Origin of the sequence: Micromonospora sp. II, assembly GCF_001709195.1 — a bacterium.
GTDB lineage: Bacteria > Actinomycetota > Actinomycetes > Mycobacteriales > Micromonosporaceae > Micromonospora > Micromonospora chalcea.
The window spans coordinates 1-22,480 of the sequence record NZ_LYXF01000023.1 but is presented as its reverse complement, the minus strand read 5'-3'; the positions used below and the strand labels follow the sequence as shown (position 1 = coordinate 22,480).

Below are 22,480 nucleotides of genomic sequence, written 5' to 3'. Positions count from 1 at the left end.
AAACCGGCGAGCTGGACCGGGTCCAGCGCCTCACCGAGCACCGCCCAGCCGAGCGTCGCCGCAGTCAGCGGGCTCAACGCGCCGAGCACCGACACGCGGGACACCGGCAGTCGCGCCGCGCCCCGGAACCACAGCACGTACGCCAGCGCGGTGCCGGCCAGCCCGAGCCACGCGTACCCGAGCACTGCCGGTCCGTCGGGCACGGGCGGCGCGCCCTCGACGGCGGCGGCGACCGGCACGATCATCAGGCCACCGGCGACGAGCTGCCAGCTCGTCGCGGCCAGGATGCCCACTCCGGGTGGCCGGCCCCAGCGGCGGGTGAGCACCAGCCCGGCGGCCATCGCCACGGCCCCGGCGAGCCCGGCGGTGACGCCGAGCGGGTCGAGGCCGGCGCCGGGGCGCAGCACTACGAGGGCGACGCCGAGCGGGGCGGCCACGGCGGCGACCAGCGCCGGCCGGGTGGGGCGGTCGCGGAGCAGCGCGACCGTCAGCACCGCCACCAGCAGCGGCTGGGCGGCGCCGAGCACGGCGGCGGTGCCGCCGGGCAGCCGGTACGCGGCGAGGAAGAGCAGCGGGAAGAACACCCCGATGTTGAGCGCGCCGAGCACGGCGGCCCGCCCCCACCAGAGGCCGTGTGGTCGCCGTCGGGTCAGCGCGAGCAGCAGCAGACCGGCCGGGAGGGCGCGGATCGCGCCGGCCCAGAGCGGCCGGTCCGGGGGCAGGAGTTCGGCGGTGACCAGGTAGGTGGTGCCCCAGGTGACGGGGGCGGCGGCGGTGAGCGCGACGTCGGTCCAGCGAGAGTTCACAGCAGCTTCCTCAGCTCTAAGTATCTTAGGGCTAAGCTACTCAGGCCCGAGCGAAAAGGGAAGTGGGACGTGGGGCACAATCGGCAGCCGTGACAGGCGACGAGGTGGACGCGATCGTCGAGCAGTGGCGGCGGGAACGACCCGGCATGCGGCCCGAGCCGATGGCCGTGTTCGGCCGCATCTACCGGCTCGCCCGGCTGGTCGGCAACGGCCAGGAGAAGGTGTACGCGGCCTGGGGCATCGGCCGAGGTGAGTTCGACGTGCTCGCCGCGCTGCGCCGCTCCGGTGAGCCGTACACGCTGGCGCCGAAGGCGCTCGCCGCCTCGCTGATGCTCACCTCGGGCGGCATGACCGGGCGGCTCGACCGCCTCGAACGGGCCGGCCTGGTACGGCGCTCGCCGGACCCGGCTGACCGGCGGGCGCTGCGGGTCACACTCACCGACACCGGTCGCCGGGTGGTCGAGGAGTCCGCCGAGGCCGGGCTCGCGGTGCAGCGGCGGATCCTCGACGCGCTGCCCCCGGCCGACCAGGAGCGGCTGGCCGACCTGCTGCGTACGCTGCTCGCCGCGGCCGATACCTCCGGTCCGGCACAATGATCGTCACTGTCATCGGCCGGAAGGACGCCCGTGCCCGCCACTGAACCGACGATCGTCGCCACCAGCATGGGTTTCGCCAGCCGTCGTCGTGGCCCCTGGGACGCCCGGCCCAGCGCCCTGTTCGACCTGATGGCCGACCTGGCCGGGGCCGGTGACGCGCCGCGCGTCTGCTACCTCGGCCAGGCCACCGGGGACCAGCCGACCGGGTTCACCGTCTTCTACGGCGCCTTCGCCGGCACCCGGTTCCGCGCCTCCCACCTGGCGCTCTACCCGATGCCGAACGTCGAGGACATCCGCGCCCACCTGCTCGCGCAGGACGTCATCTGGGTCGGCGGCGGCAGCGTGGCCAACCTCTGCGCGGTCTGGCGGGTGCACGGTCTGCCGGAGATCCTGCACGAGTGCTGGCAGGCAGGCGTGGTGCTCGGCGGTGTCTCCGCCGGCTCGATCTGCTGGCACACCGGCGGCGCCACCGACAGCTACGGCCCGACGCTGCGGCCCTTCACCGAAGGGCTGGGCTGGCTCCCGTACGGCAACGGCGTGCACTACGACAGCGAGGAACAGCGGCGACCGCTGATGCACCAGCTGGTCGCCGACGGCACGCTCCCGGCCAGCCACTGCACCGACGACGGCGTCGGGCTGATCTACCGGGGCACCCGGCTGGCCGAGGCGGTGGCCGACCGGCCGGGCGTGGCCGCGTACCAGCTGGTCCGCGCCGAGGACGGCACCGCCCGGGAGACCCGGATCGAGCCGCGCCTGCTGTCGGAGTGACAGGCTTCGCGGACCTGCCTGCCCGGCGCGGGCGGCGAACCGCGTAAGCTGGTTCGTCGTGAGTCTCACCATCGGCATCGTCGGCCTGCCCAACGTGGGCAAGAGCACCCTGTTCAACGCGCTGACCAAGAACGACGTGCTCGCCGCGAACTACCCGTTCGCCACCATCGAGCCGAACGTCGGCGTGGTCGGGCTGCCCGACGAGCGGCTGGCCAAGCTGGCCGAGATCTTCTCCTCGCAGAAGGTGCTGCCGGCGCCCGTCTCCTTCGTCGACATCGCCGGCCTGGTCCGCGGCGCGTCCAAGGGGCAGGGCCGGGGCAACGCGTTCCTTGCCAACATCCGCGACGCCTCGGCGATCTGCCAGGTGGTGCGCGCCTTCTCCGACCCGAACGTGGTGCACGTCGACGGCAAGGTCTCCCCGGCCGACGACATCGAGACGATCAACACCGAGCTGATCCTGGCCGACATCCAGACGCTGGAGAAGGCGCTGCCCCGGCTGGAGAAGGAGGCCAAGCTCCGCAAGGACCGGGCCGCCGCCGTCGAGGCCGCCAAGAAGGCGGTCGAGGTCCTCGACAACGGTGTGACCCTGTACGCGGGCGCCGCAGCCGCGAAGGTCGAGCTGGAACACCTGCGTGAGCTGCACCTGCTCACCACCAAGCCGTTCCTCTACGTCTTCAACGTCGACGAGGCCGAGCTGGGCAACGCCGAGTTCCTCGACGAGCTGCGCGGTCTGGTCGCCCCCGCCGAGGCGATCTTCATGGACGCCAAGATCGAGTCCGAGCTGGTGGACCTGCCCGAGGACGAGGCCCGCGAGCTGCTGGAGTCGATCGGGCAGTCCGAGCCCGGCCTGAACCAGCTCGTCCGGGTCGGCTTCCGCACGCTCGGGCTCCAGACGTACCTGACGGCCGGCCCCAAGGAGGCGCGGGCCTGGACCGTCCCGGTCGGCGCGACCGCGCCGGAGGCCGCCGGGGTGATCCACAGCGACTTCCAGCGCGGCTTCATCAAGGCCGAGGTGGTCTCCTACGACGACCTGGTCGAGGCCGGATCGATGGCGGCGGCGAAGGCCGCCGGCAAGGTCCGGATCGAAGGCAAGGAGTACGTCATGCAGGACGGCGACGTGGTGGAGTTCCGCTTCAACGTCTGAGGCGGTGACGTCATCACTTCCGCTTCTCAGGCCGCCCGGCCGCCCACATCGCTGCGACGATGCACAGCAGCAGCAGACAACTGAACCCGCCGCAGAGCAGTGCCCCGACGGCGAAGAGACCTTCCATGCGCATGATCGTAGAGTCGGCACAGCGCCACAGCGGCGATGGAGCTCAGGAAGATCAGCTTGGCGTTTCTGGGCCGTTCGGGCCGCCGAGGGCCGACCGGAGATGACCGACGACGACCAGCATTGCCCAGAAAAAGAGCAGGTCAACCGCCACGTAGAGGCGGCTGACCTGGTGGGCGACGGACGAGTCGGCCTGTACGCACCGCTAGCAGTTGGCTGGCGAGGGAGAGACGCACCGGACGATCAGCCACCGCGGCCCTAGTGACGGATGACCAGAACGTGCCTGACATGCGCTAATCTGCCCCGTGATCAACAACCCCACCGATGCCAGCCGTCGTCGCCGGCGTGCCGCCATCCCCATCACTGTGGGCGTCGCACTGTGCCTGGTCGGGCTCGGTGTCTGGCTCACCTTCGCCGTGCGCGGCGAGGATGGGCGTGGCGAGGACGCTCGTGAAATCGAGCTGGAAGTCACCTCAGGGGCCGGCCAGGTGAAGGGCATTGTCTGGCGGTACCCGGATGACGGGAACAAGATCCATGACGTGAGCGACTCTTCTGGCATGATCAAGACGCCCTGGTCGCGGCGGATCGACGTCAAGTCTCTGAAGGGGCCGATCATTCTCAACGTCATCCATGACCCGGACTCCACCGGGGCGACCTGCCGGATCCTGGTCAACGGCAAGGTGACGGAGGAGCAGAGCGGCGTCTTTCCGCACTGCATGACCACGGTCYAGCGGGCGTTCCCGGCGTCGTGACTTGTCAGCCTGCTTGGTCAGGCATGGCCGGGTCGCGCCCGTTGACCCCGGGGGCGAAGGCCGCACGGGTGAAGCTGGACATACTCGCCCGAGGTGAGACGGGGAGCTTGCAAGCGAGGGATCAGCGCGGGCCGGGGCGCACCGGCTGCGGCGGGTCGACGAGGACCAGCTCCAGGCCGTCGCCAGGCCGCCGGATGTCGATCCAGAGTGACCAACGGCGACCACTGGTGACGACGTCTGCCCGGGTGACAAGGCGTGATGGGCCCGCTAAGCAGGGTTGGCCGGGGCCTCCTTGCCTGTAGTTGGTGCACTGGTGGGGCGCGTTGAAGGTGTGCGGGCCAGCGCTCAAGGCGAGACAGGGGTGCAGATCCGGCACCAGTCCCAGCTCACAGCGCGGTTGGCTCGTAGGTCAATGCCTCTTCGATGAAACATGTAGTCGGCGACGTGCGGGCATTGAGGATGGTTCGAGTTCTTTGACCTTGTTGCCTATCTCCTCGTCGGGCGTGTGCAATAGCTCAGCCATGAGCGCCAAGGCGCGCTGTCGAGCCTGCGGGCGAAAGTTCTCACGCCAGCTTCCGCCTCCGTCAATAGTTGGCAAGCAGCCGGCAGTACTGCGAGGTACCAACACCTCTTGACCTGGACCGCAGGCATGTCGGTGCAGGTCATCGGCGAGCCGGTCCAGGTTCCGCTTCGACGTCTGAATCCGGCCCGCTTTCTCAGGAACCAGGCTGCCGAACGAGCCGCAGGTGACGTCCGACTATGACGTGCCCGACGCGGCGAACCTCTTCACGTCCTGGAGCAGGCAGTCGAGGAAGGTGGCCAGGTCCGGGGCGGCCACGTCGAAGCGCGGGTCCTCCGAGGTGTAGACGCCGTCGAGGACGAGGTCGGGAGGGAGTCGGTAGACGGGCCACCCGTCCGGCGTCGCCAGCGCGTACTGCGTGCCGCCGCCGTCGCTGGCGAACACGACCACATCGGCGTCGTGGCGGCCGCGTACGCGCCAGAGGTGCCGTGCCTCGTGAACGTGGACCACGTGGGAGGCGCTGTGCAGGAAGAACCCGTTGTCGATGTCGGCCAGGTCGACGGCGTCAACCACCGCGTACAGGTCGGCAAGTGCAGCGGGGATGGCGGGACGGGCAGCGGCGATCAGCGCGGCAGAGGTCGTCGAGGGCTCACTGACGGCGTTCTCACCGGGCGGGTATCCGTAGCGGTCCTCGAAGTCGAGCACCGCGGAAGCGACAGCATTCCGCAGATCCTCTCGCCAGGTCACCAGGTCTCGTTGCATCACGGCAGGACACTGCCACCGTGGACCAGAACTGACCAGGAGCGCTGGGAGCGGGACGACCGTCCGACCTGTCAGACGTCCGTACGCCGGATTTCGGGTCTTTGATCTCTGGGCCGGCACTGCGACGATGCAGGCCGTCGGAGGCGGCCGTGTGCGGACGTCTCGTGTCTCACCGACCGAGGAGCCGATGTGCGTCTGCCCCGTGAGCCCCACCCGGTTGACCGGCCGGGCCTGCTCATCTTCATGATCGTCTGTGGTGGCCTCGGGACTCTTGCGGCGAGCGGATGGAACGGCGACGCAGGGCGGTTCCAGCCGATCGCGGCGGTGCTCGCCGTGGTGCTGTTCGCGTGCTTCCTGATCTTGTTCGCGGTGTTCTGGGTCGGCTGGCTGATGCGTGGGCACGAGTTGTGGCGCGAGGCGCGACGTGAGCGCTGACCAGGACCGTCACCGGCATGACCGCCCGGTGGCTCGAACATGCGGTGCACGAGCTTCCGGCCGGGGTGCTGTGGGGCGCCGACGGCGCGACACCCACTACCTGAGCCGCCGCCGTCATTTCGCGGACCACGCGACGTACATCAGCGACCGTCGCGGGCCGATGCGGGTCTCGTCGCCGCCGACGCCGGACTGGCTACGACGTCGCTGACCACCGCCGGGCCCGTGCAACGATGTGGGCGTGTCGGGCACGGCGGTGGACAGGCTGGCGGCGCTGGTCGGCTGGAACGGCAGGTCCTCCCACCGCCCGGACTGGTCGTCGTTGCACGCGGCGTTCGGCCACCGGTTTCCCACGGACTTCCAGCAGTACGTGGAGCGGTTCCCTCCGGGCACCGTCGACTTCGTCCAGGTGTTCCACCCGTACGAACGGGACTTCCAGGGGGATCCGGCTGTCTATGTCGAGCAGCTTCTGGCGCGCACCGATCCGGCCAACGACATCGAGGACTGGTACCGGTTCGGCAATGCGCCGGGGGAGCTGTTCTCCTGGGGCACGGTGAACGGCGAGTTCGAGCTCTGCTGGGAGCTGACCAACGGGCCGCCCGACACCTGGACGTGCGTGGTGGCCGACATCCGCTGTCAGACCGGGGAACGCCATCCCGGCGGCATGGTGGACCTGCTGCTGGACGTCCTGGGCGGCACCGGAAGGGTCAGCTCCCTGGACTATCTCCGTGAGATCCTGCCGACCGCCTTCGAGCCGTACCTGTAGTCGCGTGCCCACCCAGGCGACGACGCTTTTTCAACGTCTGGTCCCAGCCTCGTGCCGAGAGACGTGTCCGTCGTGGTCAGGCGCGACGCTCGGCAAGGACCCTGCGGAACAGGGCGGGGTAGCCGGCATGAGCCAGCGGTAGCGCTCCGAGCGCGTCCTCGGTGAACCAGCCGATGGCGTCGTGTTCCTCCGGCGCCAGGTTGGCCGGAGACCCGCTCCACGCTTCGATCAGCCAAATCCGCATGTCGAACGTGTCGGCGTGAACCTCGTGCACTGGTGGACCCGCCGGCACCGCCACGTCGACGCCCAGTTCCTCTCGGAGCTCACGAGCAAGTGCGACACGGGGCGGTTCCCCGGGTTCGACGTGCCCGCCGGGCAGGTCCCAGACGTCGGGCAGCACACGACGCAGGGGAGAGCGGTGGCACAGGAGTATCCGGTTGCCGTCGCACAGCAACCCGGTGACGATGCGCGCCTTGGGAGATCCGTCCGCCGAGGCCTCCGATGCGGGGCCGGTCCACGTGGACACCGGACGCTACGCCTGCGCGTCCAGGTCGCGCACTGCGAAGCGGAGGTGTTCCCACTCCTCGTCGAAGATGACGTGGAGGCAGTGCAGGACCGGCTTCTCGTGTTCGGGTGACCACGCTGACGGCCGAGGCTCGGTGAGCAGCTCCGGAGTGACGCCCGTGAGGAAGTCCCGCACCATGGCCTGCCGCTCGGCGCGCAGATCGAGCACCTGGGCGAGACTCGGCCGCGCCGCGGGGAAGATCGACATGTCGAGTCCGTCCGTCTCGTACTCGGCATGCGGCTGCCCGAGCGGATGGAAGGGCTGCGGCAGGCGCAGGATCGCCTTGCCGAGCCAGGCGTCGGTGGCGAACGCGAGGTGGCGCAGGGTCTGCGCGAACGACCACTCGCCGTCGATCGAGATGTCGGCGGCGCCGTCGGGCATGGACACGACCCGGTCGACCGCGGCCGCCCAGGCTCGTTCGAGCGCCGCCCACGCCGCGCGCAGGCCGTCGGGATCCTCGGCACGCCTCAGCTCGCGCCCGGGGAACCGCCTGTTGAGTTCGGCCTCGACGAGCGGCACGACGTCGACACCGTTGACCAGCAGCGCGCCGTCGGTGAGCCACGGCGCGTCGATGTCGAGCCCGCGCACGTCGACGCCGCGCATCACCGCGCCGGCAAGCGTCGACCTGGTGAAGCGCGCGCCTTGCAGGTCCCGGTCCACGAACGTCGTAAGGTCGCTCTGGTCCACGGCGCACCCCTCTCGTCGGCGATCGCGGCAATGCTAGCGAGCAGGTCCGACAACAGCTGTCGATGCGACCGAACCGGGGAGCTGCGGGTGGCGGCCGACGACCCGCATCGCGCGGATCGTCGGCCGACCATCCGTGCCCGCCGTCAGGCGTTGGCCCGGCGGATGGCCGCCATACCCCCGAGGGCGGCCACCGCGGCGATCAGGGCGGGCCACCCCACCAGCAGGCTGACCTGGTGCTGGCTGCTCAGCCACTGCCAGATGTCACCGAACCATCCCTGCCAGGTGATCAAGGCGACGAGCAGGCCGGTCACCAGGATCAGGGCCGCGCCGGCCCCGAACAGGCCGTTCATGCCGAACCGGACGTACCAGACGGCGACGAAGACGGAGACGAAGTTCAGGAACAGGAACGGCACCGCGTAGACGGCGATCTGCAACAGCCCGTTGTCGACGTCGACGTACGGGATTCGGAAGAACCGCAGCTGGATCCCGAAGCCGCCGGTGGCGCCCTCGATCAGGTTGAGCAGGTAGAGCAGGACGCCGTAGACGACCGCCTGCACCACGTTGACGAGCACCGTGGCGAGGTAGAAGGTGCGCCGGGTGACGCCCATGCCGAGCGCGAACGGGAACACCTGGCTGATCGAGGTGGCGGCGACGATCGAGCAGACGATGTAGATACTGACCAGACCGCCCGTGGTGTTCTTGCCCGGCGCGGCCTCGTCGATCGAGGCGAAGATCAGCAGGTTGACGCCGAGCGAGATGGCCATGATGCCCCATGGCCAGGCCAACTGGCTGACCCAGGCGATGGTGTGCATCCGGGCGACGTCGAGGATACGAGTCATCGCGCGTTCGTCCTTTCCGTCGTCAGGCGCACCACGGCCTGTTGGAGCGACACCGGTGCCAGGTCGATGCCGAGCTTCTTGGCGCGCGTCCGTTCGGCGTCGTCGAACGACCCGCGCAGCGACGCGCGGACCGCGCCGCCGAGTTGCTCACGATGCAGCGCCTGGTGCGCGGCGGCGAACTCGTCCACCGCAGCGGCCGGGCCGGACGCCTCCACCACCTCGCCGCGCAGCTCGTCGCTGGGCGCGTCGAGCAGCAGCTTTCCGCGGTCGAGCAGCAGTACGTGCTCGATCAGGTCGGCCACCTCGTCGATGAGGTGTGTGGAGAGCACGACGGTGCGCGGATTCTCGGCGTAGTCGGCGAGCAGCCGATCGTAGAAGAGTTGCCGGGCGACCGCGTCGAGACCGAGGTACGGCTCGTCGAAGAAGGTCAGCGGCGCGCGTGCGGCCAGGCCGATCGTCACGCCCAGCGCGGACAGCATGCCGCGGGACAGTTTGCGTACCTTGCGCTTGCGCGGCAGGTCGAAGTCGTCCACCAGGGACTGCGCGAAGTCCTCGTCCCAGTTGGGGAACAGCCGCTTGGCCAGGCTCAGCACGTGCCGGACCTGGTACGCGGTCGGGTACGTCTGACTCTCCTTGATGAAGACCACCCGCGACAGCACCCGCTCGTTCTCGTACGGCCGCTCACCGAAGAGCATGAGGTCGCCGCTGGTGCCGCTGTTCTGGCCGGTGATCAGCTGCATCAGCGTCGTCTTGCCGGCGCCGTTGCGGCCGAGAAGCCCATAGATCTTGTCGCCCGTCAACGTGAAGGTGACGTCATCGAGAGCGGTCACCTCGCCGAACCGCTTCGTGAGCCCGGCTGCCGCCACGACGCTCATCGCTGTTCCTCCCCTGTGTCGATGAGCTTCTTCAGCTCCTCGGTGCCGATGCCCAATTTGCGTGCCTCCTCGATGAGGGGCCGCACGTACTGGTCGGAGAACTCGCGCCGGCGGCGTTCCCGGAGTGTTTCGACGGCGCCCGTTGCCACGAACATTCCGATCCCCCTGCGCTTGTAGAGAAGCCCGTCATCGACCAGGCGGTTGATCCCCTTGGCGGCGGTCGCCGGGTTGATCCGGTGGAACGCCGCAAGCTCGTTCGTCGACGGCACCTGGGTCTCCTCCGCGTACGTCCCGTCGATGATCGAGTTTTCGATCATCTCCGCGATCTGGACGAAGATCGGCCGGCCGTCATCCATCCTGGTTCTTTGGTTCATTACTCATGTAACTAACCTTGGCGCTCGCGGGCCGGGGCGTCAAGTCTTCTTCGGTACGCGTGGCCGATCACGGCTCGATCGAGTTCGCGCCGTGACACTGACGATCGACGAGAGCACCCGCCAGGTACGGCAGTCCGTCTGCGGCTGTTGCGACACCGCCGCGGAGCGGACCTGGGCCGACATGCATGCTGACGACGCGTCACCTTCGGCTGCCGGGTCGGGCCGGTGGCCGGCTCGCCGGGGCCGGCCGCGACGCTCGTCAACGGCGGTGAGGTCGCGGGGGACAGCCCGATCTTCGGCCGCAAGCTCCCCGAGTTCCGGCAGATGGTTGACCTGATCCTGGAGCGTGTCCTGCCGCGACCTCACCCGGTGATCAAGGGGTTTACGTCTCCCGGACCGCGCCGACCGGACACAAACTCCTTGATCACCAGGCGGACCGGGGCGGGCCCGGGCCGGGGCGGGCGGGGCGGGCGGGGCGGGGAGCGTCAGGTGACGTGCGGGCTGCGGCGTTCGATCAGGGTCACGTCGCGCCAGGTGCCGTAGTGGCGGCCCACCCGCTCGCGGGTGCCGACGACGCGGAAGCCGCACGTCGCGTGCAGCGCGAGACTCGCCGTGTTCTCCGGGAACACACCGGACTGGATGGTCCAGATCCCGGCCACCTCGGTCGAGGCGATCAGCGCCTCCAGCAGCGCCCGGCCGACCCCGCGCCCGCGCCCCCGCGGGTGCACGTAGACGGAGTGCTCGACCACACCGGCGTAGACGCAGCGGTCGGAGACAGCGGAGCAGGCCACCCAGCCGAGCACGTCGCCTGCCTGGTCGAGCGCCACCCAGCGGTGGCCGGGCAGCCGGGTGGCGGTGAACCGCGCCCAGTCCGGCGGCTCGGTCTCGAACGTGGCGTTGCCCTCGGCGATGCCCAGACGGTAGATCTCCAGTACGGCGTCGGCGTGCGAGTCGTCCATCGCGACGACGGTGACAGTCATCGGTTCCCCCTGTCCGGACCGGCGGTCGTCAGCGTAGTCGCGCGTCGAGGGGCCGGGACGACGCCCGGCCCCTCGACGTGAGCGCTACCGCCGCCGGTAGACGGAGATGTGCGAGCGGCTGTCCGCGTCGTACGGCGACCGGTCCCAGTCGGCGTACCGCTCGGTGAGCCGCAGCCCGGCCCGCTCCGCCAGCTCGTCGACCTGCTCCGGCCAGGCGTAGCGCATGGCGAACGGCTTCAGGTGCACGCCGGAGGCGTCGAACGTGACGGTCTGCCGCACGAACGTCTGCGCCGCGCGGTCGTACCGGTGCACGCGGATGGTGGCCGAGTCCTCGGTCACCTCCCGCACCTGGACCTGCTCGTCCCGGTCGAAGTCCGCCGGGTCGGGCACGAACGTCTCGATGACGAACGCCCCGCCGGGCGCGAGCACCCGGGCGACGTTGCGGAAGCACGCCGCCTGGCGTTCCTCGGAGACCAGGTTGAACAGCGTGTTGAACACCAGGAAGACCAGACGGTACGGCCCGGCGACCGGGACGTCCGCCATGTCGCCGATGGTCACGGGCAGGTCCGCGCCGCCCGGCTTGGCGCGCAGGTGCGCGACCATCTCCGGGGACGCCTCGACGCCCTCCACGGTCAGACCGCGGGCGGCCAGCGGCAGGGCCACCCGGCCGGTGCCGACCGCCAGTTCGAGCACCGGGCCGCCCTCGGCCAGCGGTGCGAGGAAGTCGACGGCCGGGGCCGGGTCGGGATTGCCGGGGCCGTCGTAGGTGTCGGCCCAGAGCCGGCCGAACAAGCCGGGATCGTCGAAGACGGACATCACACGCCCTCCCGCCGGGCGGAAGGGACAGGACGCGGCGCGAGGTCAGCGACCTCCGCCGGAATGGGGTACGGAAACACGAAGCCTCGTTTCGGCAAGGGTGACGACGGGTCGGTTGGGCTTCGCAGCGTGTGGCATGGCGGTGCTCCCTCCGGTCGGCTTCGAGGGGTCCAGCAGACCAGCAGCCGACCGGGGCGACAACCGGATTACGCCCGCAGCGCGTCGTCCACAGCGGTCTCCCGGCGGCCGAGGTGCACCGGGTCGCGCCCGCTGAGCACGTCCACGGCGGCCTTGACGCAGGCGGCGTGCTCCCGGGTGGAGCTGATCCGCCACTGGCCGGCGTACCGGCGGGCGGTGTCGTCGCCGACGCCGACGGTGTCGATGCCGGCGTCCCGGCAGAGCGCCACCGCGCGCGGCAGGTGGAACGACTGGGTGACCACAGTGGCCCGCCGGACCCCGAAGACGTGGTGCGCGCGCACGCACGAGTCGTACGTGTCGAAGCCGGCGTGGTCCAGCACCGTCTTCTCCGCCGGGACGCCCCGCTCGACGAGCCAGCGCCGCATCGCGTCCGGCTCGTCGTAGTCCCAGTCCATGTGGTCGCCGGAGAGCAGGAGCACCTTGACCTTGCCGGCGGCGTACAACTGGCGGGCGATCTCCAGCCGGCCGGCGAGGAACGGCGCCGGGGTGCCGTCCGGGTCCACCCTGGTGCCCAGCACCAGCGCGACCGGCGTCTCGGGCACGTCCGCGGCGCCGAACAGGCGACCCTCGGCGGCGCCGCGGACCCAGGTCACGCTGGCGATCGTGGCGGCGCCCAGCAGCACCACGGCGGCCGTGGCGAGCACCAGGAGCCGGCGGACCAGGCGTACGGCCCGGCGGTGGTCGCCCCGCCAGGCCCGCCAGCGCGCCGTCAGCCCTCGCATGGCGGCGATTGTGCCAGTGCGGGTCAGGAGATGTGGTGCAGGATCACGTTGTGCACGTGGTGGCTCTTCTCCGCGCCCCGGAACTCGACCTCGTAGGTGTGCGTGCCGACGTGCACGGCGATCGACCCGGTGGAGAAGAACGAACCGCCCCAGGACTTGTTGCTCACCACGCTCACGCTGGTGATCTTCGAGTACGGGATGCTGGTGATGGCGTACCGCTTGCCGACGAAGGAGCGGTCCTGGATGATCACCCGCCGGTCGGTCAGGCCGATGAAGCCGGTGCCGGTGCCCACCGCGTCGTAGACGGCGATGATCTGCTCACCGGGCAGCAGCCCGCTCTGGATCTGCTGGAACTGTTCCTTGCGGTCGTACGTGGGGCCAGACATGCATCTGAGGGTAGGCGGGGCGCGCCAGCGCTCAGGGCTCGGTGACCGCGCGGACCGCGTCCTCGATGCGCGCCGCGAGCAGCACCTCACCCTCGGTGAGTGGCTCGCCGTCGCCGTGGCCCAGGCGGATCTGGGTACGATCGGCCCGGCGGCTGATCTCCGGCCGCAGCCGCAGCGCGTCGGCGACCACCGCCACCCGTTCGGTGAGCGCGGCGTGCTGGGTGTCGTCGAGGACGATCGTGCGGCGGATCTGTTCGCCCTCGCGCGTCCATCCCGACAGCAGGGCCAGTGCGTCGCTGAGGTAGTCGTGCTTCGCACGGCCGCTGAACAGCACGCGCATCACCGCACCTCCCAGGCGTCGTTGCCGGCTTGTGGCCAAATCGTCGCCATCCCGTGTCCCAGTCGACGCTCTCTAGTCTCTCGCCACTCAGATGGTGTGTCCACGCCCACACTTCCGTGTTCTGCTGACCTGACGGCCGACGCAGCTACCCAAACCGCCGATTGATCTGGCACGCTGGTGGCCCGTGCGGACCGAACGGATTAGCGGGGACGGACACGCCGACCGGCGGGAGCCGAGGGTGGTCGTCGGGGCCGCGATCATCGAGGGCGGCCGGGTGCTGGCGTGCGAGCGCTCCGCGCCCCCCGAGGTGGCGGGCCGGTGGGAGTTCCCCGGCGGGAAGGTCGAGCCGGGTGAGGCCGAGACCGACGCGCTGGCCCGCGAGTGCGCCGAGGAGCTGGGCGTACGGGTGGCTGTCGGCGCCCGCGTCGGCCGTGACGTACGGATGGCGCACGGCCGGTCCGTGCTGCGCGTCTACGCCGCCCGCCTGCTGCACGGCGACCAGCCGAAGGCCCTGGAGCACGCGGAGCTGCGCTGGCTCTCCGCCGCCGAGCTGGACAGCGTCGACTGGCTGCCGGCCGACGTGCCGATCGTGGCCGCGCTGCGCCCGCTGCTCGCCACGTCCGACTGAGGCTCCGGACCGGACAGGCGGGCCGAAACGGGACGGGGGCCGGCGGCGCGTGCCGCTGGCCCCCGTCGTCGTGCTGTCGTTCAGTGCTTCGGCTCGTCCTGCTGCGGGTGGGCGAAGTTGAGGTGCTCCGGGGGCAGCGGGAACGTCACGTCGTCGCCGAACGGCGACGGCGCGGCGGCCCGGTTGAACGTCAGTTCGGTCAGCGGCAGCTTGCCGTTGGCGTCCACCGCCGGGGCGGTCGGGTGCGGCACCTCGCGGTGCCAGTTGACGCCCTGCTGGGCCTGACGCTCGGCGGCGCTGTCGTGCGAGCCGCCCGCGTGCGAGTGCACCCCGCCGTGCGAGTGCGTTCCGCCGGAGTGCGCGTGCGCCCCGCCGTGCGCCCCTCCGGACGTGACGGCACCGCTGGAATGCCCGCTGGTCGCGCTGGTCTGAGGCACCTGACCCCTCCGGAAGATCTTGTTACCGAGCCACACAAGGGGATCGTACCTGCGGTCGACGACCCGTTCCTTCATGGGGATGATCCCGTTGTCGGTGATCTTGATGTGCTCGGGGCAGACCTCGGTGCAGCACTTGGTGATGTTGCAGAAGCCGAGTCCCATGTCGGACTGCGCGTACTCCCGGCGGTCGGTACGCGCGTCCAGCGGGTGCATGTCCAGCTCGGCCGCCCGGATGAAGAACCGGGGGCCGGAGAACGCCGGCTTGTTCTCCTCGTGGTCCCGGATCACGTGGCAGACGTTCTGGCACAGGAAGCACTCGATGCACTTGCGGAACTCCTGCGAGCGCTCCACGTCGACCTGCTGCATCCGGTAGTCGCCGGGCGCCACGTCGGCCGGCGGCGCGAACGCCGGGGTCTCCCGGGCCTTCTCGTAGTTGAACGAGACGTCGGTGACCAGGTCCCGGATCACCGGGAACGTGCGCAGCGGGGTGACCGTGACGGTCTCCGACTCCTCGAACGTCGACATCCGGGTCATGCAGCCCAGCCGCGGCTTGCCGTTGATCTCCATGGAGCAGGAGCCGCACTTGCCGGCCTTGCAGTTCCACCGGCACGCCAGGTCCGGCGCCTCGGTGGCCTGCAGCCGGTGGATCACGTCGAGGACCACCTCGCCCTCGTTCACCTCGACCGTGTAGTCCTTCAGGTCGCCGCCGGTCTCGTCGCCCCGCCAGATGCGGAACTGGCGCTTACTTCCCATCAGTGTTCGCCTCCTCGGTGAGGGCGTCGAACTCGGCGAGTTCCTCGTCGGTCAGGTACTTGGCCAGCTCGGCCCGGTCGAACAGCCCGATCAGCTCCGGCCGCATCTTCGGCAGCGGCTTGTGGGTCAGCCGGACCGCGTCCCCGTCCAGCGAGCAGACCAGGTTGACCCGCCGCCACTTCGGGTCCATCGCCGGGTAGTCCTCCCGGGTGTGCCCGCCGCGCGACTCCTGCCGCTCCAGCGCCGCCATCGCGGTGCACTCCGAGACCACGAGCATGTTGCGCAGGTCCAGCGCCAGGTGCCAGCCCGGGTTGTAGCGCCGGCCGCCGACCGCGCTCACCTTCGCCACCCGCTCCCGCAGCTCGGCCAGCCGGCGCATGGCGTCCGCGAGCTCGCCCTCGCGCCGGATGATGCCGACCAGGTCGCCCATCACCGCCTGGAGGTCCTGCTGGAGCTGGTACGGGCTCTCGCCGGTGTCGCGCTGCAACGGCGCCAGCGCCGTCTCCACGGCGGCCTCCACCGCCGCCACCGACACCGCCGGGCGGCTGGTGAGCTGATCGGTGTACGTGGCCGCGTGCCCGCCCGCGCGCTTGCCGAAGACCAGCAGGTCGGACAGGGAGTTGCCGCCGAGCCGGTTGGAGCCGTGCATGCCGCCGGACACCTCACCGGCGGCGTAGAGCCCGCGCACCGTGCCGTACGCCGCGCCGGAGTCCGGGTCGACCTCGACGCCGCCCATCACGTAGTGACAGGTCGGGCCGACCTCCATCGGCTCCTTGGTGATGTCGACGTCGGCCAGCTCCTTGAACTGGTGGTACATCGACGGGAGGCGGCGGCGGATCTCCTCGGCCGACTTGCGGGAGGCGATGTCCAGGTAGACGCCGCCGGCCGGCGTACCCCGGCCCTCCTTGACCTCGCTGTTGATCGCGCGGGCGACCTCGTCACGGGGCAGCAGCTCCGGCGGACGCCGGTTGTTGTCCGGGTCGGTGTACCAGCGGTCCGCCTCCTCCTCGGTCTCCGCGTACTGCTTGCGGAACACGTCCGGGACGTAGTCGAACATGAACCGCTTGCCCTCGGAGTTCTTCAGCACCCCGCCGTCGCCGCGCACCGACTCGGTGACCAGGATGCCCTTCACCGAGGGCGGCCAGACCATGCCGGTCGGGTGGAACTGGAGGAACTCCATGTTGATCAGCGTCGCCCCGGCGCGCAGCGCCAGCGCGTGGCCGTCCCCGGTGTACTCCCAGGAGTTCGAGGTGACCTTGTAGGACCGTCCGACGCCGCCGGTGGCGAGCACCACGGCGGGCGCCTCGAAGAGGATGAACTCGCCGGACTCGCGGTAGTAGCCGAACGCGCCGGCGACGCGGTCGCCGTCGAGCAGCAACTCGGTGATCGTGGTCTCGGAGAAGACCCGGATCCGCGCGTCGTAGCTGCCGAACTCCTGCTTGTCCTCCTGCTGGAGCGAGACGATCTTCTGCTGGAGCGTACGGATCAGCTCCAGGCCGGTCCGGTCGCCGACGTGCGCCAGGCGCGGGTACTCGTGGCCGCCGAAGTTGCGCTGCGAGATCTTCCCGTCCTTGGTGCGGTCGAACAGCGCGCCGTACGTCTCCAGCTCCCAGATCCGCTGCGGCGCCTCCTTGGCGTGCAGCTCGGCCATCCGGAAGTTGTTCAGGAACTTGCCGCCGCGCATGGTGTCCCGGAAGTGCACCTGCCAGTTGTCCCGCGAGTTCACGTTGCCCATCGCGGCGGCGGCGCCACCCTCGGCCATCACCGTGTGCGCCTTGCCGAACAGCGACTTCGAGATGATCGCGGTCTTCTTGCCGGCCAGCCGGGCCTCGATCGCCGCGCGCAGGCCGGCGCCGCCGGCCCCGATCACGACGACGTCGTAGTGGTGTCGTTCGATTCGCGTCTCAGTCATGTCCAGGCTCTCAGTTGATGAACCGCAGGTCGTTGATCCAGCCGGCGGCGACCGCCATCACGTAGAAGTCGGTGAGCGCCAGGGTGCCCAGGGTGATCCAGGCGAGCTGCATGTGCCGGACGTTCAACCAGGACACCCCGGTCCACGCCTTGTAGCGCATCGGGTGCTTGGAGAAGTGCTTGAGCCGCCCGCCGATGATGTGGCGGCAGGAGTGGCAGGAGATCGTGTACGCCCACAGCATCACCACGTTGCCGACCAGGATGATGTTGCCCAGGCCGAAGCCGAAGCCGTCGGGGGAGTGGAAGGCCAGGATCGCGTCCCAGGTGTTGATCAGCGAGATGATCGCGGCGGCGTAGAAGAAGTAGCGGTGCAGGTTCTGCCCGAGCAGCGGGAACCGCGTCTCACCGCTGTACGACTGGTGACCGTCCGGCACCGCGCAGGCCGGCGGCGACAGCCAGAACGACCGGTAGTACGCCTTGCGGTAGTAGTAGCAGGTCAGGCGGAACAGCAGCAGGAACGGCAGGGTGAGCGCCGCGTCCGGGATGATCCACCAGCCGGGCAGGAACTGGCCGAAGTGCGAGGAGCCCTCGACACAGCGGTCGGTGACGCAGGGGGAGTAGAACGGTGTCAGGTAGTGGTACTGCTCCACCCAGTACCACTTGTGCATGAAGACCCGGACCGTCGCGTAGATGACCCACGCGCTGAGCCCGACCACGGTGATCAGCGGAGCGAACCACCACCGGTCGGTCCGCAACGTCTTCGCCGCGATGGCGGCGCGCGCCCGCCCTCCCCGCGGCTGCGATCTCGGCGTCTTGGCCGACGTAGTTGTCATTCGAGTCATCTCCCTGACGTCACTGTCACGTCTTGCGCACGCACGAGGCCACACCGGCGAACCGGTGCGGCTAAGTGACACACGTTACGCCGATCTTCACGGCCCGGCCGCGCAACGCAGTGTCCCGTGTGTCCCGCAGCTTGGAAAGAGTCAGTTCATGATCAATGTGGCGGGTCGGTCGAACGGTGCGCCGACCGGCGCCGCGGGTGCGCCCGGCGACGCGCCGGATCACCCGGACGCGCCACCGGTGAAGTGCCAGGAGGACAGCCGCAGCGTCGGCGCCTCGTACCAGGACCCGTCGACCCGGCCCGGCTGCCGGACCGGTGCCCGGCCCAGGCCCAGCACCCGCCCCGGCCCCAGCGCCCGCGGGTACGACTCGGTGAACCGGAAGTCGCGCACCGCCCGGGTCGGCACGCCGTCCTCGACCAGCCACACCCCGTTGCGCGTCAGCCCGGTGACCACCAGCTGCTTCGGGTCCAGCACCCGCGTGTACCAGAAGTCGCTCACCAGCAGCCCGCGCCGCATCCCGGCCACCAGCGCGGCGGTGTCCGGGTCGCCCACCGCTCCGGTGACGCCAGCGCTCACCGGCCCGGCCGCGACTGTCGTGCCCGCATCGGCGACGCCCGGATCCGCCAGCAGGCGGATGTTGTGCGGGATCGGCCCGAACGTCGCGCTACCCGGCATGCCGTGGCCGGTCGACCCGCTGCCCGCCTCCGCGCCGCCGCGCCTGTCGTACGCCACCGCCCCGGTGATGCCGCCCTCGACCAGCGGCAACGCCCGCCGCGGCGTGCCCTCCAGGTCGAACGGCACAGTACCGGCGTGCAGCGGGTCGTCCACCAGCGTCACCAGCGGGTCGAACTGGGCGGTGCCCGGCTCGGCGAACGACTGCCGTTCGGCGTACCGCTTGCCGTTGAAGCCGAACCAGGCGAGGTTCTGCAGCAGGTCGGCGACGGCAGCCGGTTCGAGCACCACCTCGTAGTGCCCGGGCGGCAGCTCGACCGGGTCGGCCGCGGCCCGTGCCTTCGCCGCCGCGTGCGCGCCGAGCGCCGCGCCGTCGAGGTCGGCGAGCCGGTCGGCGCAGAGCCGCGCCACCCCGTCCGCGGCGCCGGCGCGGGCGATGCCGTCCATGGCCGCCTCGGCCGCGCTTCCGGCCGCCGTGTGCCCGGCCGAGTTGGCGAACGCCCCCGACCGGTACGCGGTGCGGCAGTAGCCGGCCGCCTCCAGCCCGTCGACCGCGTCCACGAACGCGCGTACCCGCTCGGCCCGCTCGCCGGGCGAGGCGAACGCGGTGGCCTCGTCGGTGGCCGGGCCGGACGGCACGGGCGTCGGCGCGGTCAGTCCCGGCCAGGCCGGGTCGGGCGGCGCGAGCCGGGCCGCGGCCCGGGTCCGCTCGACCAGGGCGGCCAGCCCGTCGGCGTCGACCCGGCTGCCGCTGCCGGTCGCGGTCCGCCCGTCCACGTGCAACCGCAGGTGTACGGAGACACCGGTCTCGGACACGTTCTGATGGATGAAGGAGTTGGCGAACCGGGTCAGGGCCAGGTCGGTGCGGGTCACCAGTACCTCGGCCTCGGCGCCCGGACCGGCCGTACGCCGGACCAGGTCCACCACCCCGGCGGCGATCCCCAGTTCGGCGCTCATGCCGGCACTCCGCTTCGCTCCGTGCCGTCATGAGGCACTGTCGCCCTGAGCCTGCTGATTCGCTCGCTGCGCTCGCTCATGCCCGCACCCCCACCCGGACGCCGCGGAACCGGGCCGGCGCGGCCGGATGGCCGGTGTGTCCGACCTGGCCGGGCTGCCCCTTCCCGCAGTTGGGCGTGCCCCAGGCGACCGTCTCCGAGGAGAGCATGTCCATCGAGCGCCAGAAGACCGGCCCGATGCCGGTGTACGTCGGGTTGCGCAGCATCCGCCCCCGGCGGCCGTTCTTGACCTCCCAGCCGACCTCGCAGCCGAACTGGAAGTTGAGCCGCTTGTCGTCGATCGACCAGGACCTGTTGATGTCCATCAGCACCCCGTCGTCGGTGGCCGCGATGATCTCGTCCAGCGTGTGCGGGCCGGGCTCCAGGCCCACGTTCGTCATCCGCACCATCGGCAGCCGGGCCCAGCCGTCGGCCCGTACGCTGCCGCCGTAGTCCAGACCGGCGACGGCGGCCGAGTCCCGGCCGGCGAGCACCCCGACCCACCGCCCCTCGCGGACCGCGTCCCGGGCCACGGCGGGGGAACCCTCGTCGTCGTAGCCGAAGCTGCCCAGCGCCCCAGGGATGGTCGGGTCGATGGTCACGTTCATCAGCTCCGAGCCGTAGCGCAGCGAGCCGAGGCGGGCCAGGTCGAGCCAGGACGTGCCGGCGAACGCCGCCTCCCAGCCGAGGATGCGGTCCAGCTCGATGGCGTGCCCGACCGACTCGTGGATCTGCAGCGCGAGCTGCTCGCCGCCGAGGATCAGATCGGTCTCGCCGGCGGGGCAGAGCGGTGCGGTCAGCAGCTCGCGGGACTCCTCGGCGATCCGGGCGGCGTGCGCGGCCAGGTCCAGCGAGGTGACCAGCTCCCAGCCGGTCGTGCCGTACTGCCCGCGGTAGCTCGGGTAGGACCGGCGCTGCGTCTCGCCGTCGCCGATCGACGTGGCCGAGATGCCGCCGCCGCACTCCCGGATGTGCTGGTCGATCCGGTGGCCCTCGCTGGAGACGAACCATTTCGTGGTGTCCCAGATCTGGTAGAGCCCTTCGGCCAGGTCGGCGCCGTGCTCGCGCATCGTCGCGGTGGCGCGGACCAGCAGGTCGCCTTTGTCCGACAGCGGCACCCCGAGCGGGTCGACGGCGCACTCCGAGGCCCAGCTCGCCACCGCCGCCTCGGAAGGCACCAGGTCGATCGGCGGGCCGGGAACCCGCGCGCTCGCGGTGGCGATCGCCGCGGCGCGCCGGCCGGCGTCGCGGGCCGCCGCGTCGGACAGATCGGGTACGGCGTGGAAGCCCCACCCCGAACCGACGAGCGCGCGTACGCCCAGCCCGATGCTCTCGTCCTGGCTCAGCTCCTCGATGTCGCCGTTGCGCGCAGACATCGACTCGTAGCGGCGGTGCATGACCCGGGCGTCGGCGTAGCGGGCGCCCGCGTCCAGGGCGGCTTGGACGGCAGCGGTCGCCGCGTCGAACTCGCTCATGCTGGCACTCCGTTGCCCTGCTGACGCTCGCTCATGCCGGCACTCCGCTGCGCTGCGTGCCGGCATGAGGCACCTTTGCGCTGCCCCGATGATTCGCTCGCTGACGCTCGCTCATGCGCCGACCCTAGGCGAGCCCACCGACATCCGTCAGGGGACGAGATCCTCCGGCCGGATCGTGGCGCGGACGGGCTCGGTCAGCTCCAGCAGGGAACCGGGCTTTGTCACCGACACCTCCCGGTAGTGCCGACCCTGCCGCCGGTGGAGGTGCAGCGTGCCTGTCTCCTGCTCCACCAGCAGGTACCACTCGATGCCCGCGGCGGCGTAGTAGTGCATCTTGAGCACCTTGTCGGTTGCCGCGTTACCAGGTGAGATGACCTCGCACACGAGCCGAACGTCCCGCGCCTCGATCATCGGCTGGTCGAAGTCGATCGGCTCGGTGACGACCAGGTCGGGAATCGGTATGCGGCCTGGCCGGAGCCGGACGTTCACCGTCTCCAGCAGTTCCAGGCCGACGTGCCGGGCCGCGGCCTCCAGCAGGTTGCCGAGGTTCCGCTGGATTCGCTGGTGCCGCGGAGTCGGTGCCGGTGTCACGTGCAGGCTCCCGTCGAAGAGTTCGACGCGTTGCCGCGTCTCGCCGAGGGCGAGGTACTCCTCTTCGGTCCACGGGCCGTCGTGGCCGAACACCGCCGCGGTCATGGTCGCCTCCACCTCGTGCCGACAGGAATGGTCCCTTCGTCACCGGGACCATGGTCGCACTCCGGGTGCGGCGATGAGGCCGCGACGGCCAGTCGCGAGTGTGGATGTCCCAGGTGACGGGCGTGCGAGACGGAAACCCAGTCGTTACGCTCAGGCCGCTGACAGACCGCTCGATGTAGCTTATTTTCGCCTCCTGGGTTTTCCTGTAGGTTCTCTTCATCACCGAAGGGGAGGCGGTCAATGGGCAGGTCGGAGGCGGTGCCGTCCGGGGAGCCGGACCGCCCGGAGGTGCCGGAGCAGCGCTCCGGCGACGGGCCCTATCTCCAGGTCCGGGATCTGCGGGTGCGGTTCGACACCGAGGACGGTGTGGTCCGGGCGGTGGACGGCGTGTCGTTCGCCGTCGAGCGGGGCCGCACGCTGGGGATCGTGGGCGAGTCCGGGTCCGGCAAGAGCGTCACGTCGCTGGCGATCCTCGGCTTGCACAACGTGAAGCGGACGACCATTTCCGGGGAGATCTCGGTCGGTGGTCGTCAGTTGGTGGGTCTGGGTGAGGAGGAGATTCGTCGGTTGCGGGGCCGGGACATGGCGATGATCTTTCAGGATCCGTTGTCGGCGTT

General features: G+C 70.6%; 25 protein-coding genes and 1 pseudogene. 8 read left to right on the top strand and 18 right to left on the bottom strand.

What is annotated here, in order from left to right:
* Nucleotides 1-32: 32 nt before the first annotated feature.
* Nucleotides 33-806: pseudogene (locus A8711_RS32815) on the bottom strand (EamA family transporter); the annotation flags it as partial.
* Between the two features lie 89 nt (nucleotides 807-895).
* Here A8711_RS32815 and A8711_RS12140 point away from each other — a divergent pair.
* The 4 genes from A8711_RS12140 (at nucleotide 896) to A8711_RS12125 (ending at nucleotide 4,192) form a co-directional block, all read left to right on the top strand.
* A complete protein-coding gene (locus A8711_RS12140; RefSeq protein WP_069088258.1) occupies nucleotides 896-1,402 on the top strand; it encodes a MarR family winged helix-turn-helix transcriptional regulator in 507 nt (168 codons plus the stop codon).
* Nucleotides 1,403-1,432: 30 nt separating this feature from the next.
* The gene (locus tag A8711_RS12135) at nucleotides 1,433-2,170 is read left to right on the top strand and encodes a peptidase E (RefSeq protein WP_043328392.1); all 738 of its coding nucleotides are present in this window, start codon (nucleotides 1,433-1,435) and stop codon (nucleotides 2,168-2,170) included.
* 58 nt (nucleotides 2,171-2,228) lie between these two features.
* Entirely contained in the window at nucleotides 2,229-3,314 is a 1,086-nt protein-coding gene (gene ychF, locus A8711_RS12130; RefSeq protein ID WP_043328395.1) for a redox-regulated ATPase YchF, read from the top strand.
* A gap of 431 nt (nucleotides 3,315-3,745) precedes the next feature.
* A complete protein-coding gene (locus A8711_RS12125) occupies nucleotides 3,746-4,192 on the top strand; it encodes an MmpS family transport accessory protein (protein ID WP_176722803.1) in 447 nt (148 codons plus the stop codon).
* A gap of 757 nt (nucleotides 4,193-4,949) precedes the next feature.
* Here the strand turns inward: A8711_RS12125 and A8711_RS12120 are convergent.
* Complete coding sequence (locus A8711_RS12120; protein WP_124778739.1) at nucleotides 4,950-5,459, bottom strand: hypothetical protein; 510 nt, start codon at nucleotides 5,457-5,459, stop codon at nucleotides 4,950-4,952.
* Between the two features lie 204 nt (nucleotides 5,460-5,663).
* Between A8711_RS12120 and A8711_RS12115 the strand changes: the two genes are divergently transcribed.
* Both A8711_RS12115 and A8711_RS12110 read left to right on the top strand, forming a co-directional pair.
* Nucleotides 5,664-5,909 carry a hypothetical protein gene (locus tag A8711_RS12115; RefSeq protein ID WP_069088255.1) on the top strand — a complete coding sequence of 82 codons (246 nt, stop codon included), beginning with the start codon at nucleotides 5,664-5,666 and terminating at the stop codon, nucleotides 5,907-5,909.
* A gap of 238 nt (nucleotides 5,910-6,147) precedes the next feature.
* On the top strand, nucleotides 6,148-6,672 hold the full coding sequence (locus tag A8711_RS12110) for a hypothetical protein (RefSeq protein WP_124778738.1): 525 nt from the start codon (nucleotides 6,148-6,150) through the stop codon (nucleotides 6,670-6,672).
* Between the two features lie 76 nt (nucleotides 6,673-6,748).
* Here the strand turns inward: A8711_RS12110 and A8711_RS12105 are convergent, their stop codons facing one another.
* The 10 genes from A8711_RS12105 to A8711_RS12060 form a co-directional block, all read right to left on the bottom strand.
* Entirely contained in the window at nucleotides 6,749-7,198 is a 450-nt protein-coding gene (locus A8711_RS12105) for an NUDIX domain-containing protein (protein ID WP_069088253.1), read from the bottom strand.
* A gap of 6 nt (nucleotides 7,199-7,204) precedes the next feature.
* The gene (locus A8711_RS12100) at nucleotides 7,205-7,924 is read right to left on the bottom strand and encodes a DinB family protein (protein ID WP_069088252.1); all 720 of its coding nucleotides are present in this window, start codon (nucleotides 7,922-7,924) and stop codon (nucleotides 7,205-7,207) included.
* A 143-nt stretch (nucleotides 7,925-8,067) separates the two neighbouring features.
* A complete protein-coding gene (locus A8711_RS12095; protein WP_064447924.1) occupies nucleotides 8,068-8,763 on the bottom strand; it encodes a hypothetical protein in 696 nt (231 codons plus the stop codon).
* Nucleotides 8,760-9,638 (bottom strand): ATP-binding cassette domain-containing protein, encoded by an 879-nt coding sequence (locus A8711_RS12090; RefSeq protein ID WP_043328404.1) that lies wholly within the window; start codon nucleotides 9,636-9,638, stop codon nucleotides 8,760-8,762. The genes A8711_RS12095 and A8711_RS12090 overlap by 4 nt, the downstream gene beginning before the upstream one ends.
* Nucleotides 9,635-9,994, bottom strand: a complete 360-nt coding sequence (locus tag A8711_RS12085; protein ID WP_043328406.1) for a GntR family transcriptional regulator — start codon at nucleotides 9,992-9,994, stop codon at nucleotides 9,635-9,637. The genes A8711_RS12090 and A8711_RS12085 overlap by 4 nt, the downstream gene beginning before the upstream one ends.
* 503 nt (nucleotides 9,995-10,497) lie before the next feature.
* Nucleotides 10,498-10,992: a GNAT family N-acetyltransferase gene (locus A8711_RS12080; protein WP_069088251.1), complete on the bottom strand. Its 495-nt coding sequence runs from the start codon at nucleotides 10,990-10,992 to the stop codon at nucleotides 10,498-10,500.
* Between the two features lie 84 nt (nucleotides 10,993-11,076).
* Nucleotides 11,077-11,808: a class I SAM-dependent methyltransferase gene (locus A8711_RS12075; RefSeq protein WP_069088250.1), complete on the bottom strand. Its 732-nt coding sequence runs from the start codon at nucleotides 11,806-11,808 to the stop codon at nucleotides 11,077-11,079.
* 206 nt (nucleotides 11,809-12,014) lie between these two features.
* Nucleotides 12,015-12,728, bottom strand: coding sequence for a vancomycin high temperature exclusion protein (locus A8711_RS12070; RefSeq protein ID WP_069088249.1), 714 nt, complete (start codon nucleotides 12,726-12,728; stop codon nucleotides 12,015-12,017).
* 23 nt (nucleotides 12,729-12,751) lie between these two features.
* Entirely contained in the window at nucleotides 12,752-13,114 is a 363-nt protein-coding gene (locus tag A8711_RS12065; RefSeq protein WP_018784695.1) for a PH domain-containing protein, read from the bottom strand.
* A gap of 31 nt (nucleotides 13,115-13,145) precedes the next feature.
* Nucleotides 13,146-13,454, bottom strand: a complete 309-nt coding sequence (locus A8711_RS12060; RefSeq protein WP_018784696.1) for a 4a-hydroxytetrahydrobiopterin dehydratase — start codon at nucleotides 13,452-13,454, stop codon at nucleotides 13,146-13,148.
* 184 nt (nucleotides 13,455-13,638) lie between these two features.
* Between A8711_RS12060 and A8711_RS12055 the strand changes: the two genes are divergently transcribed.
* Complete coding sequence (locus A8711_RS12055) at nucleotides 13,639-14,082, top strand: (deoxy)nucleoside triphosphate pyrophosphohydrolase (RefSeq protein ID WP_176722802.1); 444 nt, start codon at nucleotides 13,639-13,641, stop codon at nucleotides 14,080-14,082.
* 80 nt (nucleotides 14,083-14,162) lie between these two features.
* On the opposite strand, the gene A8711_RS12050 is transcribed toward A8711_RS12055, so the two are convergent.
* The 6 genes from A8711_RS12050 to A8711_RS12025 form a co-directional block, all read right to left on the bottom strand.
* On the bottom strand, nucleotides 14,163-15,272 hold the full coding sequence (locus A8711_RS12050; protein ID WP_043328414.1) for a succinate dehydrogenase/fumarate reductase iron-sulfur subunit: 1,110 nt from the start codon (nucleotides 15,270-15,272) through the stop codon (nucleotides 14,163-14,165).
* Nucleotides 15,262-17,184, bottom strand: coding sequence for a fumarate reductase/succinate dehydrogenase flavoprotein subunit (locus tag A8711_RS12045; RefSeq protein ID WP_043328415.1), 1,923 nt, complete (start codon nucleotides 17,182-17,184; stop codon nucleotides 15,262-15,264). Before A8711_RS12045 ends, A8711_RS12050 begins: the two co-directional genes overlap by 11 nt.
* A 10-nt stretch (nucleotides 17,185-17,194) precedes the next feature.
* Nucleotides 17,195-18,016 (bottom strand): hypothetical protein, encoded by an 822-nt coding sequence (locus tag A8711_RS12040; protein WP_043328416.1) that lies wholly within the window; start codon nucleotides 18,014-18,016, stop codon nucleotides 17,195-17,197.
* Nucleotides 18,017-18,244: 228 nt separating this feature from the next.
* The gene (locus A8711_RS12035; protein ID WP_069088248.1) at nucleotides 18,245-19,654 is read right to left on the bottom strand and encodes a TldD/PmbA family protein; all 1,410 of its coding nucleotides are present in this window, start codon (nucleotides 19,652-19,654) and stop codon (nucleotides 18,245-18,247) included.
* Between the two features lie 76 nt (nucleotides 19,655-19,730).
* Nucleotides 19,731-21,167, bottom strand: a complete 1,437-nt coding sequence (locus tag A8711_RS12030) for a TldD/PmbA family protein (RefSeq protein WP_043328418.1) — start codon at nucleotides 21,165-21,167, stop codon at nucleotides 19,731-19,733.
* 147 nt (nucleotides 21,168-21,314) lie between these two features.
* A complete protein-coding gene (locus A8711_RS12025) occupies nucleotides 21,315-21,863 on the bottom strand; it encodes a Uma2 family endonuclease (protein WP_043330945.1) in 549 nt (182 codons plus the stop codon).
* Nucleotides 21,864-22,103: 240 nt separating this feature from the next.
* Between A8711_RS12025 and A8711_RS12020 the strand changes: the two genes are divergently transcribed.
* Nucleotides 22,104-22,480: ATP-binding cassette domain-containing protein (locus tag A8711_RS12020; RefSeq protein WP_141707660.1), on the top strand; the 377-nt coding region annotated here is incomplete at its 3' end.

Excerpts from the sequence above, each read along its gene's own strand:
- A8711_RS12065 (WP_018784695.1), bottom strand. The coding sequence starts at position 13,114 with ATGTCTGGCCCCACGTACGACCGCAAGGAACAGTTCCAGCAGATCCAG.
- A8711_RS12045 (WP_043328415.1), bottom strand. The coding sequence starts at position 17,184 with ATGACTGAGACGCGAATCGAACGACACCACTACGACGTCGTCGTGATC.
- A8711_RS12035 (WP_069088248.1), bottom strand. The coding sequence starts at position 19,654 with ATGAGCGCCGAACTGGGGATCGCCGCCGGGGTGGTGGACCTGGTCCGG.
- A8711_RS12060 (WP_018784696.1), bottom strand. The coding sequence starts at position 13,454 with ATGCGCGTGCTGTTCAGCGGCCGTGCGAAGCACGACTACCTCAGCGAC.
- A8711_RS12095 (WP_064447924.1), bottom strand. The coding sequence starts at position 8,763 with ATGACTCGTATCCTCGACGTCGCCCGGATGCACACCATCGCCTGGGTC.
- A8711_RS12075 (WP_069088250.1), bottom strand. The coding sequence starts at position 11,808 with ATGTCCGTCTTCGACGATCCCGGCTTGTTCGGCCGGCTCTGGGCCGAC.
- A8711_RS12070 (WP_069088249.1), bottom strand. The coding sequence starts at position 12,728 with ATGCGAGGGCTGACGGCGCGCTGGCGGGCCTGGCGGGGCGACCACCGC.
- A8711_RS12050 (WP_043328414.1), bottom strand. The coding sequence starts at position 15,272 with ATGGGAAGTAAGCGCCAGTTCCGCATCTGGCGGGGCGACGAGACCGGC.
- A8711_RS12090 (WP_043328404.1), bottom strand. The coding sequence starts at position 9,638 with ATGAGCGTCGTGGCGGCAGCCGGGCTCACGAAGCGGTTCGGCGAGGTG.
- A8711_RS12040 (WP_043328416.1), bottom strand. The coding sequence starts at position 18,016 with ATGACAACTACGTCGGCCAAGACGCCGAGATCGCAGCCGCGGGGAGGG.
- A8711_RS12080 (WP_069088251.1), bottom strand. The coding sequence starts at position 10,992 with ATGACTGTCACCGTCGTCGCGATGGACGACTCGCACGCCGACGCCGTA.
- A8711_RS12030 (WP_043328418.1), bottom strand. The coding sequence starts at position 21,167 with ATGAGCGAGTTCGACGCGGCGACCGCTGCCGTCCAAGCCGCCCTGGAC.
- A8711_RS12085 (WP_043328406.1), bottom strand. The coding sequence starts at position 9,994 with ATGGATGACGGCCGGCCGATCTTCGTCCAGATCGCGGAGATGATCGAA.
- A8711_RS12025 (WP_043330945.1), bottom strand. The coding sequence starts at position 21,863 with ATGACCGCGGCGGTGTTCGGCCACGACGGCCCGTGGACCGAAGAGGAG.